This window comes from Paenibacillus sp. LjRoot56, from assembly GCF_964253335.1.
In the GTDB taxonomy this organism is placed as follows: Bacteria; Bacillota; Bacilli; order Paenibacillales; family NBRC-103111; genus Paenibacillus_E; species Paenibacillus_E allorhizoplanae.
Genome location: NZ_CAXURV020000001.1, coordinates 2,502,981 through 2,520,288 on the forward strand (window position 1 = coordinate 2,502,981; position 17,308 = coordinate 2,520,288).

The window sequence follows — 17,308 nt, forward strand, 5'->3', positions numbered from 1 at the left end:
CTAGTCTAAGTTGATATCATTCGATAACATAACTGGAAAGGGGAATGAGAGGATGGCAATGGTACAACCAGAATCGGAGTCTTTCGGCAATTCTGCGAAATCCCGAACTTGGCGCAGGGGAGGCCTTCTGCGGGATTTAAAACGTGACAAATACTTATATCTACTGGCACTGCCAGGTGTGTTGTTTTTTCTGATCTTCAAATTTGTCCCGATGTGGGGCGTCGTCATTTCATTTCAGAACTTTTCTCCGTTTGCCGGCATTACCGGCAGTGAATGGGTGGGATTCGAGCACTTCGAACGGTTTTTTACCAATCCGGACTTTATGCTGCTCTTCCGCAATACGATGGCGATTAATCTGATGAATCTCGTGCTCTTTTTTCCGCTGCCGATCGTACTCTCGCTTCTCTTGAATGAGTTGCGAAGCGTATTGTATCAACGGGTGATTCAATCGATCGTGTATATGCCGCATTTCTTGTCGTGGGTCATCATCTCTGGCTTAACGTTCCTGTTGTTTGCCAAGGGGGAAGGTTTGGTCAACAAAATGCTGGAAGGGTTAGGCTTTGCTAGAATCGACTTTTTAACGAATCCCGATACATTCTGGGCTATGCTTACTGTTCAATCCATCTGGAAAGAATGCGGTTGGGGGACGATTCTGTTCCTGGCAGCGATGGCCAGCATTGATCCTGGGGTTTATGAAGCGGCTAAAATTGATGGAGCAGGACGGTTTCGCCAAATGTGGCACATTACGCTTCCAGCGATTCGCACGGTCATCATCACGCTGCTTATATTGCGCCTTGGACATATGTTGGATGTTGGCTTTGAACAGGTATTCCTGATGTACAATGGCGCTGTCTCCCAAGTGGCGGAAGTGTTCGATACGTATGTATACCGGGTCGGTATTCAGCAAGGCGAGTTTAGCTACAGTACCGCTGCTGGTTTGTTTAAATCGATAGTCGGCTTGATCTTGGTTGTAATTGCGAATTGGATTTCTAAAAAGATGGGCGAAGAAGGCGTATATTAAACGTCACTTCTTATCGATAAGACGTAGCTATAGCAATGTCCTTAGGAGGGAATTATATGAAAGTAGGGCTGAGCAACCGGTTGTTTAACATAGCAAATATTGCTGTGCTGGGGCTGGTCGGTGTCATCACCTTTTTTCCACTGTATTATGTGTTTGTCGTTTCTTTTACCGATCCGACGGAATATCTGAAAGAAAGCTTCGTGCTCTTCCCGAAGACGTGGTCGTTGGAATCGTATAAATTTCTAATGGCGACGGGCGCCTTTCCGAGATCGATCGGTGTGAGCGTCTACGTAACCCTTGTTGGTACGGCACTGAGCTTGGTCGTTACCGCTTCATTGGCGTATACTTTGTCTAGAAAAAGGCTTCGCGGAAGACGATTCGCTCTGCTTGCGATTCTCATCACCATTTTGTTTAATCCCGGTATGATCCCGAACTACATGTTGGTTCGCGAGCTGCACCTGATTGACAGCTTATGGTCGTTGATTTTACCGGCGCTTGCCAGCGGCTGGAATGTGATCTTGATGAAGGGCTTTTTCGACAGCATCCCCGCTGAGCTGGAAGAGTCCGCTTCGATGGACGGGTGCAATGATCTGTCGACGTTTTTCCGGATCATTTTGCCGCTGTCGCTTCCTTCGTTGGCTGCATTCGGATTATTTTACGCTGTCGCGTATTGGAACCAGTTCTTTAATGCACTGATTTATATTAATGATGCAAGCAAATGGCCGCTTCAGGTTATGCTGCAAAATATTTTACTCAATGCCAATAATGCGGATCTCCGGATGGATGTTTCTAGTGTTCCTCCTCCGTCTGAAACGTTAAAAATGGCCGCAGTGATCGTCGCGACGGTTCCGATATTGCTGGTTTATCCTTTCTTGCAAAAGCATTTTGCTAAAGGGGCCATGGTAGGCTCGGTTAAGGGGTAGCAGCCTGAGGGGAGGGATTCCAGCCCAAGATGTCGAAGCGTGTAGAATATTAGTGATGGGAAGGTGAACATCTTGGCTGGAATCTTCAATAACGTACTCGGCTATATTCAGAAATATAAATATAACAAGCGGTTTTTCCGGAAGAGCCTTGTCATGATTCTGATTATGGCAAGTATTCCTGGGTTGATTATCGGTCTGAGCATTTATTGGATCGCAACGAATAACGTGGAAAAAGAGCTGCAAGGGCTCCACCAGAATCAAATTTCTAACCGGGCAGCCAATATTGACGATCAGCTTGCATTTCTGGAAATGACCGTATCGCACTGGGCGTTCGATTCCAAGTTCGACGAGAAGTTGAAAACGATTAATTTTGCTTATAATTACGATACGGTTCAGGATATGTACCGGACCCTCTTGTCGCTGGAGAGCGCGCATCCTTTTCTGCAAAAGGTGGAGTTGTTTCTGGACAAGCCGCGTCCGCTTATGTTCTCAACAGAACGTTACACATTTCTCAGCAATCAGTCCGACGTCAATAACTATGAGACCTTACTCCAGCATGATAAGTCGATGTTCTGGATGTTACGGAAGCCGCAAGGAACAGGTAAACAAGGACTTGCCATAATAAATAAAATCCCAGGCGACAGCACCGAACCCTTCGGTGCTCTTATTGCCACTTTGAATCAGGATAATCTGCTGAAGGTGCTGAAAACCTTGACTCCCTATGATGAGGGGGTCACGATGCTGTTCAACGAGAAGGACGAATGGAATTTATCAAGCAGCGGAGCCAGAGGATCGGAATTGGATCTCGCGCTCAAAGAGGCCTACGCGAAGCATCAAATGGAGCTTGGCGAAGCGGCAGTGAAAGATGCGAAACCGGAATCGTTTTTATTTGATTACAACAAGGTTTCGTATTCAGTTTCTTACGGTCATTTTAATCGACTAGGTCAAAAATGGGTGTATATCTCCGCTGCACCGCTTTCGTCCATTACTGCGCCAGTCATTGCCATTTCCAAATGGATCTTGGTGATTAGCGTCTCAGGTTTGCTTTTTGCGCTGCTGCTTTCGTGGTTCGTATCCCGCCGGATCTATCATCCCGTACAGCGTCTGATGACTTTGCTGTCTGGTGAAAAGAACGATGAAGTGAAAGACGAATTCGCCATGATTGAGAAGCATTGGCAGCATATGTCCAAGGAAACGGAAACGATGCGCCATAAGCTTGAGGAGCAAATGCCGCTTTTACGCGAAGGCTTCTTCCTGCAACTAGCACAGGGTTACTTGATTTCACTGCAAGAGAACGACATGAAGGAACGGATGAAGCGATATGGTTGGGAAACGGAGGATCGTCAATTTGTTGCGTTGATGTTTCAGTTGACGGGTTTCGCAAACCTCGAGGGAAGGTTCTCTCAAGGGGATGAGAGCCTCGTAACTTTCGCCGCTTCTAACATTATCGATGAGTTAATCAGGAGCCAATATGAGCAGGCAGAGATTATTAATTTCCATAACTTTTCAATTGGGGTTCTGCTGTCCTTTCCGTTATCCCATCCGCCGACATGGCTCGAGGACGATTTGGAGCAGGTGTGCCAAGAGATCATTCGAGCCATTAACCGTATTCTGAAAATGCAGGTTACCATATCGGTCAGTAAATGGGTCCACAACGTGAAACAAATTCCACATTTGTTCGAGGAAGTGAAGCAAGCGTTGGTCTATCGGGATCTACTCGACGAGAATCAGATTATTAAAACGGAGCAGCTTTCCAAGTTGAACGTCTATAAGGAAACGGGCTATCCCTTCACCTTAGATAAAGAAATTATTAATGCAATCCGTAACGGCCAGGAGTCGGGTGCCATCGATCTCATCGCTCAGTTCATGAAGGAGTTGGCTGCCAATGGTTCTACGGAATTCATGCTGCAACAAGGCATGCTTCAGCTTCTAGGAAGCATTCGATACGCATCCCTGCAGTCCGGGATGAATCCGGTGCAGTTGTTCGGCAGCGTGAACTTGTTCGAGCAGTTGGCGCAGATTAAAGAGCCAGAAGAAATGCTCAAGTGGTTCCAGCACAAAGTGATCGGTGTTTTCGTGCAGGAGATGATCTCTAGGCAGGATTATCACTTCAAACAAATCATTGAACAGGTCATCGTTCATTTGCGCGAGCAGTACATGACGCCACTGTCGTTGGAATCGTGCGCAGATTTATTTGGCACCAGTCCATATACATTAAGCCGGGCGTTCAAGCAGATTACAGGCATTAATTTCATCGATTTCTTGACGAACATTCGAATTAGCAACGCCAAGTCGCTGCTCATTGAGACGGATATGAAAATCAATGAAGTCGCCGATGCCATCGGATATCAGCACAGTTATTTTAACCGGCTATTTAAAAAGTACGAAGGCATTACCCCAAGTCAGTTTCGCGAGCTAAACCGCACGGAATAAGGGTTTTCTGGCTTTATGCATCGATGTGCAAGTTGCAAGATAGTCCTAAACCTGCTGAAATGGCCGTACAAAAAAGTCCGATTGTCGATCAAAGTGGAATGTACTAATGTCTTCCTTGTGCTCTGTTGGAGCGATGGATACGAAGAAGTTCAGAAGTTCATAACAAGGGAGGATCACTCATGAAAGTAAGAAAAAACAAAAAAGTTGTCCTAGGTTCTATGGTTCTTATGTTGGCACTTTCTAGTCTCGTTGCAGCATGCGGAAATAAGAGCACGACAGGAAGCAGCGCAGCAGGTGGAAATGAAGCACCGCTAGATGTTAGCATCATGACGATCTTGCTTACGCCATCTCCGGCAGCAGATGACAACAAGATTAAGCAGGAGATTGAGAAAGCCACGAACTCCAAAATGAAAATTCAATGGGTGTCTGGCAACAACTATACAGATAAACTGAACGTGACACTGGCTTCCGGCGATATTCCGGATTTGATTACGATTAACGATCCGTTCACTCCAGTGTTTCGCAACGCGGTAACGCAAGGTGCTTTCTGGGATTTGACGCCTTATATTAAGGACTATCCGAACTTGAGTTCCAAAGTTTCCAAAACGGCTTGGGATTTGACTAAAATGCAGGATGGCAAAAATTACGGCATTCCGCGTCCTCGTCCAGCTGAAGCTGATTCCTTCTTCATTATTCGCAAGGACTGGCTCGACAATCTGGGCCTTAAGGTGCCAACAACAACCGATGAGCTGTACGACGTTATGAAAGCCTTTGCGGAGAAAGACCCGGATAAGAACGGCAAAAACGATACGACTCCGCTCGCAGCCTTTATGACACCTCCCGCTGATATGGGAACGCTGGCAACAATCGAGAACAGCTTTACCGGCGCGAATGTGAAAAACGACAAGTGGAAACTGGTTGACGGCAAAATTGTAAATACCGCGCTGCTACCGGAAACTCGTAAGTCCATTGAATATTTGACTAAAATGTACAAAGACAAGCTGCTTCCGGAAGACTTCGCATCATTGAAGCTTTCCCAGGCCTCCGATCTGTTTAACGGTGGTAAAGCAGGCATCATCATGGATAAAGCTGGTACGATGAATGATCACTATGAACTGCTCAAAAAAATCGATCCGAATATGAAGCCGACTGACTTCTATCCATTGACCAACATGAATGGGTACAATCCGAAAGGTCCTGGTTTTTCCGGGATGGTTTCTATTCCGAAATCCGTGCCTGAAGCCAAAATGAAACGCATCTTGAAAATGGTAGATACGTGGATGAATGACGATGTATTCGCGATTCAGCAATATGGAATCGAAGGTGTGGATCACACGGTCAAGGATGGTCAGAAAGTGATCAACACTGAGCAGTTGGCGAAGGATAACGGTCCTGATTTTAACCAAATCGTCTATGTCGCGGATCCGTATGCGAGCTCTACGAAGGTATATTTCCCGAAAGATGCCAACGATTTGTTCATGAAAATTCAAGACGAACGTGCCAAAACAAGTGTCGCCGATATCAGTATCGGTCTCTACTCGCCAACGGCGCAAAAGCTGCTGCCTGAATTTGAGAAAAAAGTCCAAGATTTGAAAACGAAGATTATTCTAGGCCGTGAGCCGATTACTGCGTGGGACGATTTCGTTACCAAAGCGAAAACAGATGCAGATTTGGCGAAAATGAGCCAAGAAATGACGGAAACTTATCAAAAACGCAGCGGCGGCGCTGCAAAATAAGAATTTATTGTGTGAAAAGCATGATGGCAAGGGGCGGGGAGACTCCGCCCCTTTATTTATTGAATGGGAGAGGATGCAACCATGACGGAGCGTTACATCGACATCAACGAAAGCATTTTTACGAAATGCGGAGATCGCGTAAGTGAAATTTTAGCTACAGTAGCTGACCGATATGTAGGAAACAACCCGGCTCATCCGATGGCATACCGGGCTTTTTGTGCCAATGGGATTAGGAAGAATCACGATTACAGTTATGATTTTAATTTCGTAAAACGTTTCCCCGAGCTTCAGAACGGACAGATCGTCTATGCGTGGTCGCAATATTGGAGTGATGTGGATACACCGCTCAATTTCATCTTGCATTGCTATGGTCCGCTCATGTTATATGCGAACGGGAAACTCATTTATAAAGCGAATATCGCAGATGAACTGAATCCGAAACGAAGAACAGTCGTTACTATTCCAATGCATAAGGGCTGGAATCACTTGGTTTTCCAGTTTACCAAAACAGAAGCGGGCAGCGGAGGCTCTCTTGGGCCAGGTTCGTATAAGAGTAATCCCGTGCATTTCCTGGCACCTTCACCCGAGCGATTCGGTCACGAAGGTTGGATCTACTCTGCGCCGCAGGATCATGTGTGGAGCGAGCTCCCCGGCGAGGGAAGTACGGAAGCTGATCGTGTTTGGTATCCGGAGCTGGTGTGGAACGATGACGAGAAGGCGAGGACCTCTGTTGCACGCATCTTCGGAGAACTGAACGGCAGGTATGCAATCGCTTGGACGAAGCTGCGTTCATTCTCGCCTGAACTGCGAAAGGTTGAATTAAGCGGTCATGCGGAAGGAAGCATTGTGATTTATGTGGATGGGGAACTGCAAGCCCGTATCGATCAAGCAGGCGCTTTCCGTGCTAATCTGCAGTTAGCGTACGGCGAGCATAACCTTGTCATACAATGCTTTGGTGCGAACGGGAGCGCAGGCTTTCGTCTGGATAAGATGTCTGCCGGTGTGCAACTCGTCAAGCCTTATCCTGTACATGGAGCGAAGGACGAATGGCTGTATGTGGGGCCTTTCGCTTTGGAGGAAGCCATCCCTGATGTTGAGGATTCGCTCCTTGCCTTGGTAGAGACGCAGGAGGGTGGAACGTTCTGGCGGCTGGATCAGCCAAACACGTGGGTACGACCGTTCACAGAGAATGCCTTATTCGGCAAGTGGAACTATCCGCTTGGCGTAACGCTGTATGGGATGCTCCAGACCGGAAAATTGCTTGGTCGTGACGATTTGCTACAGTATGTGTATAAGCATATTGAAACATGTACTCGGCTCTACACATATGCCAATTGGGACAAAGTCCAATATGGCGCCTCCGGTGTGCTGAACACACTGGCTACGTTGGATAGCCTGGATGACTGCGGCTCTTTCGGTGCAACGATGCTGCTTGCGCTGCAAAATCAGCAGCTTCAAGGCGCTGAGCGAATTGCTGATGTAATTGCAGATTATATTAGTAACAGACAGGATCGGCTGCCTGACGGCTCCCTATACCGGAAGCCAAAGCATGTCGATTTCCCGAATGCGACGCTGTGGTGCGATGACTTGTACATGAGCGTGCCATACTTGTGCCGCTGCTACCAGCGGACTGGTGAAATTAGTTATCTAGAGGATGCAGCCAACCAGTTCATCCAGTTCAAGAAGAAATTGTACATCCCTGAGCTGCAAATTATGTCTCACGTCTATGACTTCGGTATCGACAAGCCCACGAAGATCGCTTGGGGCCGCGGCAATGGCTGGGTCATTTTTTCCTTATCGGAATTGCTGGCTGTGCTGCCGGAAAGTCATGAGCAGCGCGACGAACTGCTGCAGTTCTTTAATGAATTGAGCGAAGGCTACTTGCGCCTGCAAGGGGAGAACGGCTTGTGGCACCAAGTGCTGACAGAGCCGGCTTCTTATGAGGAAACCTCGTGCACCTCGATGTTTTTGTATGCTTATGCTCGCGGTGTAAGGTATGGCTGGATCACAGATACAGAGAAGTATATCGCAGCGATCCATAAGGGCTGGAACGGCATGGCCCGCATCTCCATCGATAAATTCGGCAATGTGTACGGTGTGTGCCGCGGTTCGGGCTACTCGTACAGTGTTGGTTATTATAAGGATGATCTGTCATGGCTGCTTAACGATACGCATGGTATTGGTATTGTTTTGCTTGCTGGCATTGAAGTGCTGCAGCTGGAAAGCCATTTGGTAGCAGGGAAGGTCTAGGTAAAACTGAATATACGATAAGTGAAGCTGGCCTTACGAGAAATCGTGGGGCTAGTTTTTATTTCTAGTCAAGGTAAATAGCAGGAGACCTTTGAACAAACCTAGATTCCATCTTGTTCATTTTTTGTTTATCCGACATTTGTATAATAATCCCGATTACTGTCGAAAAGTTTCGTGAAGTTAGGACTAGAGGCCTGGTTTTGGTAGGTCTATAAGCTGCTATGCCTACGGATACTGTTGATGAAAACTAGGAAAAGAGGGATGAATGTTGAATAGACGTCGGAAAGCCGGATGGGCCAAACTATTAATTGCTGCATTGCTATTCCAGTACATACCGTTTCTATACGGCGGTTCGAGTGTAGCTCAAGCTAAAGATGTGGCTCCCGGGACTAACACAGTGCTGCAGAATACATACGGTCCTGCAACCAAAATCACGGATTATACTTGGCAGAGAGTAACAACGAATCTTTCACCTGGTGCAAGACAGGGTGCAGCCATGATCTTTGATGAGATGGCTGAGAATGTGGTCATGTTCGGAGGTCAGAGTAACAGTGGCCTTTTCGATGAGACTTGGATATGGGATGGCTATGAGAAAACTTGGCGGGAAGAATTGCATCTTGCTTCCTCTCCGTCCAAACGCAAAGGCGCAGCCATGGCTTATGATCCATCCACTGGAAAAGTTCTTCTATTCGGAGGCGAGGGTCAGTCCGGAGCGTTGCTAGGTGATACTTGGCTGTGGGATGGCATGGATGCCAAGTGGGAGCAAGTTCAAGGGCTTACGGACTCCCCGATAGCTCGCGGAGGCGCTCAGCTTGCCTATAACGGCGATCAGTTGGTTCTGTTCGGCGGATATTCAGGCAGCGGAAGTTCTAAGCATCTTCAGGACGATACTTGGCTGTGGAATGGAACTGGCTGGACTCAGGCTACGCCTGATGATAAGCCACCTGCAGCGTATGGCGGGCAAATGGCTTTTGACGGCCAAACGGCAGTGCTTTACGGTGGGAACAAAGGCCAAATCACTGCGTCCTACACAGGTACCGCTACAAAAGAAACGAAGACGATCACGCATGATGATAGCTCTCCGTTATTATGGAAATGGAACCGGGAAGCAAAGAACTGGAGTTCGATAGCTGGTCCAGAAGCTTATGGTCGATGGGGACAGGCAATGGCCTATGATGGGCGTCGAATTGTCTTCTTTGGTGGAGAACGAGACTATGTACATGATAACAATGCGGTATTGGTTGAAAAATTAAAACTGCCATCCAGCACATACCCTCCGACGAGGGGGAGTATGGCTTATGGATGGAATGGAAGTAAGTGGGAAACTTCTCCATTAAAATTCTCCACCGGAGTTATGTATAAAAGTAATATGGACGATAAGGGAAAGGTTTATGAGGTCCAGGGGCAACCCAATCAGGTGCCTTTCCCATTAACCAATGCGAACATAGCGTTCGATGGTAAAAATTTTGTCATGTTTGGTGGAAATCGCGACGAAATTATGATCATGGATAAAGTTTTCGGCTCTAAAGTCGGTGCTGAGCCTGCAGCGATTATGAACGAAACTTGGTTGTTCGGGTATACACCTCCGACAGCGCCAGGTGTTAAGCTTACGGTGGATCCGATTCTTCAGTTTGATCTCAAGCATATCGATGATATTGTCAGTGTGATTACAAATGTCTATGATGATGGAACAAAAGACATTACAGCACGAGGGGTCGAGTATCGAGAGTACTCAGATAAGGGCGATAATAATTGGGTTCGAGTACCGTACACAGGTACAGAAGAAGGAACAAGCTCATTTACGGTTGTTCTAAAAGGCCTTACGTGGCATAAAGAATATGAAACACGTGGCTATGCAACGAATATCATTGGTACAAGCTACACAGATATAAGACGATTTATCATGAAAGATGATCCGAACATGTTAAAACCGGATGTTGATTATGACCGTGTAGGCGCTTCGGTTCTGCATGTGAAAGACAAGAAACGATTGGTTGCAGTCGGTACGGGTATTCCTAATTTGCTTCGTAAGCCTTTAGCCGATATTCATTACTATTTACAAAGTAAGGACGGCACCAAATATACACTTTCTTACAATGTCATTAATGAACGTCAGTTAGAATTGACATGGAAGGATGAATTGCCACCGGGCAAATATGATGTACACCTGGAGCATGATTTCTATGAAGATTATGTATATACGGAAGGTTTGATGATAACAGCACAAGACTTCTACAAACCAAGAAACTTCGCTAGAGTAGATGTGCCAAGCACGTCTGCTAGCAACGAGGCAAACAGTCTTGGTCTGCAAGGGCCGTTCACGGAGAATCCGGATACGGCTGGTCTCTATACACTTAATGACACTACCGAACCGGTAATCATTAATGACTCGGTCATGTTCAAGGGAACCAGCCTTACTGTGGACAAAAGAGTAAATCCAGCGACAATAACCGGCGATGGCCGCTTATATGTCAACGGCGGTGGAGCACTCGGTTCGAATGTGTCTTACACGATTCATGAGGGGCCTTTTACCATCACGTCAGACAAGTTCGCTTTGGATTTGAGCAGCTCGCAAGCGACGGACTACTTGAACATGGATATGCCGGTCAAGGCAAGCTCGTTTATTTTTACAAAGGACGGCCTGCGTCTAACTGGTGATCTGGAAATCGGTTTGCAAGTAGGAACTCAAAAAGTTAAGGAAACGGTGCCGTTTGAAGGCCTGCAATTCCGTAACAACCGCTTCGATTTGTCGGGTACCTACACGATGAAGAATAGCTTTCAGGTGGGCCCAATCAAAGCAAGTGATACTAAATTCGTTGTGGAAAGCCGCATTCCTTATGTCGGTGTTCAGGGAACAGGCAGCTTGCCAGATACGAACTTAAGCTTCGATTTGAATATGAAAACCAAACAAGGACGTTTGGATGGCGTAAGTTTTGGGATGTACAAGAAAGTGAAGCTTGCTTCGACAGGTCTACAAGTCAATTATCTATTCGGTAATGTGGACAAACTTGCAGAGAAGTCGCAGATTCCTCAGAAGTTCAGTGTCACTGGATCTGTGAATGATCTCATTGTCCCTGAACTGAAGCATCCGCAGGCCAATTACAAGTTTAATCTAATCGGTACCGATTCCATTGATATGAATCTATCGAACTACGGCTTTAATGGCAGTGGAATTGAATACTACTATTGGCTGCCAGTGAAAAACATGGACATGCAAACAGTAGTGAATCCAGCAACCGCTGGAATCAAAGGATTTTCTGCACCGGGCTTTGCAACGAAAGGCGACATCAACCTTTTTGAAGTCGTCAAAGGAGCAATTGGCACGTACTCTTTTAATCAAAAGGGATTCAACGGTGCTATTAAAGGAACGGTTTATGTTCCCAAAGGGATTCCGCGTATTGGTGGAGCGACGGTGAGTAACGTTGCACTTAGTGTAAATGAAAAAGGCATTAGTGGTACTTTCAGACATAACGGGGTAGGCGCTAATCTGAAGTATACGTTCAATAACAATACCATTCTGTTCGAAGTGGAAGCAGAGCCGCCTAAGAAGTCTTGGTGGGAAAAGGGTCTGGATTTCGTGAACAGTGTTTCTGATTTTATGGACGCAGCAGAACCATGGCTGGACATTGCGGAAGAATTGTTCCTAAGGAATACAGATTCGGGCAAAACGGTGAATGATGTTAGAATTGCTGCTGCCAATCCGCTGAAGCGAGTCTTTGATCTAACACCGGTTAGTTTGTCTTTCCAACCGGATGAGTCAGTTCATATCGATGCGAAAGCGCGCATTGTGAATGGACAACTTACGTCAGTGGATCAAACACCTCTGATCACAACAGAAACAAATGCTTCAAGCGGGAAGTCGACAGCTACTTTTACGGTAGATCGTTCCTACACGGCACTTATTGCCTTAAAAGGAGATCAACGAACTGCTGCACTGAAAAGTACTGCATCTAAGCAAAGTTATGAGCAGACTATGTATCCAGAAATCAGCTATGATGCTGACAGCCAAATGACATATATGCGTGTAGCGTTGTTTGCAGGCAAATGGAGTCTGACAACAAGCGGTAATAGTCATATCCAAGTGAATGAACTGTTATTTGCCAGCGAGTCGCTGAAGTTGGATGAATTGGCGAAGCTGTGGTCGCAAACACCAGATCGCTCGGTTACTTCTCTTACAGTGAAAGAGCGTGGAAGCTACATCCTTAAAGTTGGTGAAGCTCAAGGTGATATTATTGTGTACAAGCCAGATGGACGTCCTTATAGTCTACAGACGGCACAGAACGAACCAGATTGGAATGCTTTCGAAGATAAGGGTTACGTGTACACGTTGGTGGATGCGGTTGAGGCAGGAACTTGGATGATCAGCGCAGGCACAAGTCCAAGTGCCGTATTAAACAGTGTTCCGTCCAAAACGAAAATAGAGGATGTTCAGCAGTGGGTGCAGGATCAAGTTTATCCTACCGTGTTTGACATGACTCAAACAGATAATGGCCAAGCGATCGTAGAGATTTATGGCGCAAATGAACAGACAAAACTGTATACGCCAAAAGGTGATCTTTACAAGCTTCAACCAAATGCGGATTTGCCAGGAATGAATGTTCTGTATGACGAATCGCAGCAGAAGAAAACGATTTTCCTAGATGATGTTGATTTGAAGGGACAGTGGAAAGTTGTAAGCAGCAGTCATACAAGTGTTGTTGCCTACAAGTCAACTAGGAAGTTCAAGTCCATTAAACCATTGGCGATGGAAGGCCGATTCAGCAAATATCTCGAAATCGCCGAGAATGGCAATTACATGCTAACGGTTAGCGACGGCAATGCCAATACTGTCATTACAGCGCCTGACGGTTCACCGTACACACTGAACTTCGATGCTCCTGATGGCAACGCCTATTTACAACCGGCGTCAGATCGAGTATCAAGTACAAACTCAAGCGGAGATCCGCTCCAACAGACGAAGATCTCGACACCAAATCCAGTGAATGACGGCAGGGATACACTATATGTTTCGCTGTTGAATGCGCCAGCTGGCAAATGGATGATTCAAAATGCTACAAAAGTTGATCTGCAAATTCAAAAATTAATTCCTCTGCCTGAGATTAAAGCTTCAGTAAATGCTGTAGCTGGCGTGGAAAATCGTATTCAAGTAACGTGGTCTATGGAGAATGCATCGTCTGATGCGCAAGTAACCATGATGTTAACAGACAGTGCTGATCAATGGGTTGGAGAAGTTATTCAAAGCAGTTTGCCATCATCCGGCAGTAAAGCTATTGATCTTCCGACTTCCTTGCTGCCTGGAACTTATTATCTTTCTGTTGTAGGAGAAAGTGCAGATCAAGCACCAATCCATGCTATTACGGATGCAACTGTAGAGGTGACTGCTCCTATTTCGCTGGATACACCTGAGCAACCTGAGGTTCTTTCTACTGGGAATGGAGAAATATCCTTGCGCTGGGCTTCTATTGCAGGAGATGTGACAGCTTATCGCATTTGGGCTAGTGAAAGCACGAGTGGTAAAGCTGCAGTTCCAATCATGGATCTGCTACCTCAAGTGGGAAGTGAGCAGAATGCTGTTATTACCGAGTTAACTTCTGGTAAAAAATATGATATCTTTGTCTCAGCTATTGGTCATGAGCAAGGACGTATTGTGCTTAGTCCAATGTCTACGAGTGTGTTGACAGATTTGCCAGTTCCACAACCGCCAACGTTATCAGTGGCGATTGATGCAGGTGCAAAAGCAGTCATTGAACAAGCGTATACGTCATATGACGGAAATAAAGAGAAGCTAATGCTTACAACAGCTGAAAAAGCCTCCTTGAAGGTGACTGCTGATCAAGACGCAACTGTGACTTTATTCGTAAACGGACAGCAGCTCGGCAGCCATGAGCAAGTAACAGCAGGAGGAACTGCCACATTTGTTCTGCAAGATCTGCTTGGAGTTGCCGTATTGGAAGAACGGGAATATAACGTGTTGGTTGAATCTGTGAATGTGCGCGGTGACCGCTCTACGGCATACCGCAAGTTGTTCATTGACCGCACAGGACCGATGTTGATCGCTTCCGGAGGCAATGATGCTCAGAGCAACCCGATTTCACTGAATGGTATTGTCACAGATATCAGCAGAATGTATATAACCGGCCAAACAGATGCGGGAGCTAAACTTGTTGTTAATGGTACGAATGTTCCATTGGATGATAAAGGGAAATTCTATTATTACGCACCATTGGCGTGGGGAGATTCGACGGATCGCGTAAAGATGACGATGACGGCTACTGATGGAGTTGGCAACAAAACCGAGTATGGATTTGAAATCATCCGAGGTATACCTGAAGCGATTCCGGCAACCCCTAGCGATCTTGCGGCACTGACAACGGGCAATGCACAGATGAGTGCTCCGTATCAATTCGGTACAACTGCTTATCAAGCAGTAGCTTATTCAGACAATGTTCGTGTATATGCAGTTCCGATGGCGGCTACTTCGGTCGTGACGATCGACGGCACGACAGTTCCTGAGAGCGGTTATGTCGATGTCGCAGTACCTGTTATTGGGAAATCGGTATCCATCAAAGTTCGTTCTGCTAGCGCAGGTGATAAGTTCTACACACTTACTCTTGATGGAACGGGTTCCAAAGAAGCCCTATTGACGTCATTGAAGCTGAATAATGCCACGGCTTCGCAACCGGGAGATGTACTTCCGGCGAAAGCCTTCACAGGGACGGAAGAAAACTATGCCGTTTATGTGGATAATACCGTGGACACAGTAACCTTGACACCTGGTGCTATGAAAGCCGGTTCAGGTATTAAAGTGAAAGGTCAATCCGTTCAGGGCGGGCAATCTTCTCAGACGATTCAGCTGCAAGTTGGCGAGAATCAAGTCCCTGTGGTTGTGACCTCACCAGACGGATCGGAAACACGCAACTACCAAGTAACTGTAGTTCGAGAACTAAGTGGTAATGCACAACTGCAAAGCTTGGGACTTGCTACTGACGGAGCTCAGTTGTTAACTGACTTCAACCCGACAGTAGCAAATTATGAGGTTCTTGTACCTTATACAGCTGGTGAGTTTAAGCTTCTACCAGTTGCTGCAAAATCGGATACAGTCATCTACATCAATGGTCAAAAGGTAACGAACGGAACAGTCTTGTCACTTCCATTTACGAAGGATGCACAATCCTTTACTATTAAGGTGGAAGCTCAAGACGGTACCGCACTCACCTATATTGTATCTGTATTGCGTAAGCAGACAGTGCCTGGTCAGCCACCATTATTGGCGAGTTTGCAGGCAGATACCATCTTGGACGGTGCTTTTACGCCATACAAGCTTAAATACGGAACGATTGCACCAACCGAAAGCTCCAACGTGGCAATCAAGGCGATTACCAATGATCCAGAGGCGACAGTAAGGGTGCGGAATGTAAAAATTAAAGGCGGTGGCACCTTTACACCTGCTATAGGAATTGGAAGCAATACCATAATCGTCAATGTGGAATCAGCCGATCTGATGTCTTCACAGACGTATTCCATCGACGTAAAACGTGTAGAGGAATCAAGTACTGGCCCTAAGGTTCGCCAAACGACGGTTGCAGGAAGTTCCGGAGGTTGGACATTCGAAACCAACATCCTGAGGACCCAATCGTCAGAAGGTAAAGCGCTTGATACGGTGAAATTGAATACTACAGATGCACGTAAGATCTTGGAAAAGGCTGCAGAGAATAAGGATCATATTGCTCGCATCTATGTAACGGACTTGCCAGAAGATCCTGCAGATGAGCGAATTGTCAGCTTAAATGCCGAAACGGTAAGCTTGCTTGCAGATGGAGGAATGGCGCTGCAGTTGGTGCTGCCTGATGGGCAGATCACCGTATCCGTAGAGTCCCTACAGCAAATGGACAAAGACGGAAAAGATGCCTACTTCCGAATTGTTCCGGTCCGTGCAGAGGCTGAGCGCAGTGAAGTAACAACACGCGTGAAAGCTGCTGAGCTTGTGCTCAAAGATGCAGGAGGTCGATCGATTACCATAATCGGTCAACCGGTTAAGATTGAAACCAACTATTCGGGATACAAGACGGAAGTCGTGTTCCCACTGAATAACTTGAGTTTGCCAGAAAACGCAGCAGCGGCCAAACAAGTACTGGATGGGCTTGCTGTGTACATTGAACATAGCGACGGCGAAAAAGTGCTTAAACAAGGAGAAATCCGTTATGATGCGGATGGCAAACCAATCGGTATTGCTATTGAGATCAGTAAATTCAGTACATTTACCATTATTCAGAAAAATGGAGCGGGAGCGCTGAAACCTTATTTGTCCGGTTATCCAGACGGCACATTCCACCCATCGCAAGCCATTACGCGTGCGGAATTGGCGACAATTTTGAATCGTATTGGCGCTGCTAAGTCCAACAATACATCGGTTTCGGCACAACCTAGTGGTTATCCGGACGTTGCCAAAGGACATTGGGCTGCAGAAGCTATTGCCAATATGCAGCGCGCAGGAGTGATGCTCGGAGATGATACCGGCTTCCGCCCTAATGATGCGATTACTCGCGGCGAGATTGCCAACATCGCTGCTAGACTGCTTCAAGTTGGAGCAACTGGAAACACTTCTTATGCAGGTTTCAGCGATACGCAAGAGCACTGGGCTTTTGAAGCGATTAAGCAAGCTTCGCAAGCAGGCATTTTGCAGGGCTATTCCGACGGCACCTTCCTGCCGAATAATCAATTGAATCGTGCGGAAGCAGTAACGATATTAAACCGATTGTTCGGGCGGCCGACAGCCGACGTTAAGTCATCAAGCTGGCCGGACGTTCCGCAAGAACATTGGGCACTTCGGGAAATTGAATCAGCCTCGGGCACTGTACAAGTGTTGTCTGATGGCAGTGTTTATGTGGTACCTAATCATTAATAAGTTTTAAACATGACAGCCAATGAGCTGGTCATACCCTTGT

Annotated in this window: 6 protein-coding genes; all 6 read left to right on the forward strand. The window is 46.5% G+C overall.

Going from position 1 to position 17,308, the window contains the following annotated elements; all coding sequences use genetic code 11:
- The first annotated feature begins 52 nt into the window (after nucleotides 1–52).
- The 6 genes from ACSQ8O_RS11245 (at nucleotide 53) to ACSQ8O_RS11270 (ending at nucleotide 17,265) form a co-directional block, all read left to right on the forward strand.
- Nucleotides 53–1,021 carry an ABC transporter permease gene (locus tag ACSQ8O_RS11245; protein ID WP_436241629.1) on the forward strand — a complete coding sequence of 323 codons (969 nt, stop codon included), beginning with the start codon at nucleotides 53–55 and terminating at the stop codon, nucleotides 1,019–1,021.
- 56 nt (nucleotides 1,022–1,077) lie between these two features.
- Complete coding sequence (locus ACSQ8O_RS11250; RefSeq protein WP_436241630.1) at nucleotides 1,078–1,944, forward strand: carbohydrate ABC transporter permease; 867 nt, start codon at nucleotides 1,078–1,080, stop codon at nucleotides 1,942–1,944.
- A 72-nt stretch (nucleotides 1,945–2,016) separates the two neighbouring features.
- The gene (locus tag ACSQ8O_RS11255; RefSeq protein WP_436241631.1) at nucleotides 2,017–4,377 is read left to right on the forward strand and encodes a helix-turn-helix domain-containing protein; all 2,361 of its coding nucleotides are present in this window, start codon (nucleotides 2,017–2,019) and stop codon (nucleotides 4,375–4,377) included.
- Between the two features lie 179 nt (nucleotides 4,378–4,556).
- Nucleotides 4,557–6,113, forward strand: coding sequence for an extracellular solute-binding protein (locus ACSQ8O_RS11260; protein ID WP_436241632.1), 1,557 nt, complete (start codon nucleotides 4,557–4,559; stop codon nucleotides 6,111–6,113).
- Nucleotides 6,114–6,194: 81 nt separating this feature from the next.
- On the forward strand, nucleotides 6,195–8,363 hold the full coding sequence (locus tag ACSQ8O_RS11265; protein ID WP_436241633.1) for a glycoside hydrolase family 88/105 protein: 2,169 nt from the start codon (nucleotides 6,195–6,197) through the stop codon (nucleotides 8,361–8,363).
- 265 nt (nucleotides 8,364–8,628) lie between these two features.
- Nucleotides 8,629–17,265, forward strand: coding sequence for a cadherin-like beta sandwich domain-containing protein (locus ACSQ8O_RS11270; RefSeq protein WP_436241634.1), 8,637 nt, complete (start codon nucleotides 8,629–8,631; stop codon nucleotides 17,263–17,265).
- Nucleotides 17,266–17,308 lie beyond the last annotated feature (43 nt).

Bases quoted from the DNA above. Each gene is read 5' to 3' on its own strand.
- ACSQ8O_RS11245 (WP_436241629.1), top strand. From the start codon at position 53: ATGGCAATGGTACAACCAGAATCGGAGTCTTTCGGCAATTCTGCGAAA.
- ACSQ8O_RS11250 (WP_436241630.1), top strand. From the start codon at position 1,078: ATGAAAGTAGGGCTGAGCAACCGGTTGTTTAACATAGCAAATATTGCT.
- ACSQ8O_RS11260 (WP_436241632.1), top strand. From the start codon at position 4,557: ATGAAAGTAAGAAAAAACAAAAAAGTTGTCCTAGGTTCTATGGTTCTT.
- ACSQ8O_RS11265 (WP_436241633.1), top strand. From the start codon at position 6,195: ATGACGGAGCGTTACATCGACATCAACGAAAGCATTTTTACGAAATGC.
- ACSQ8O_RS11270 (WP_436241634.1), top strand. From the start codon at position 8,629: ATGTTGAATAGACGTCGGAAAGCCGGATGGGCCAAACTATTAATTGCT.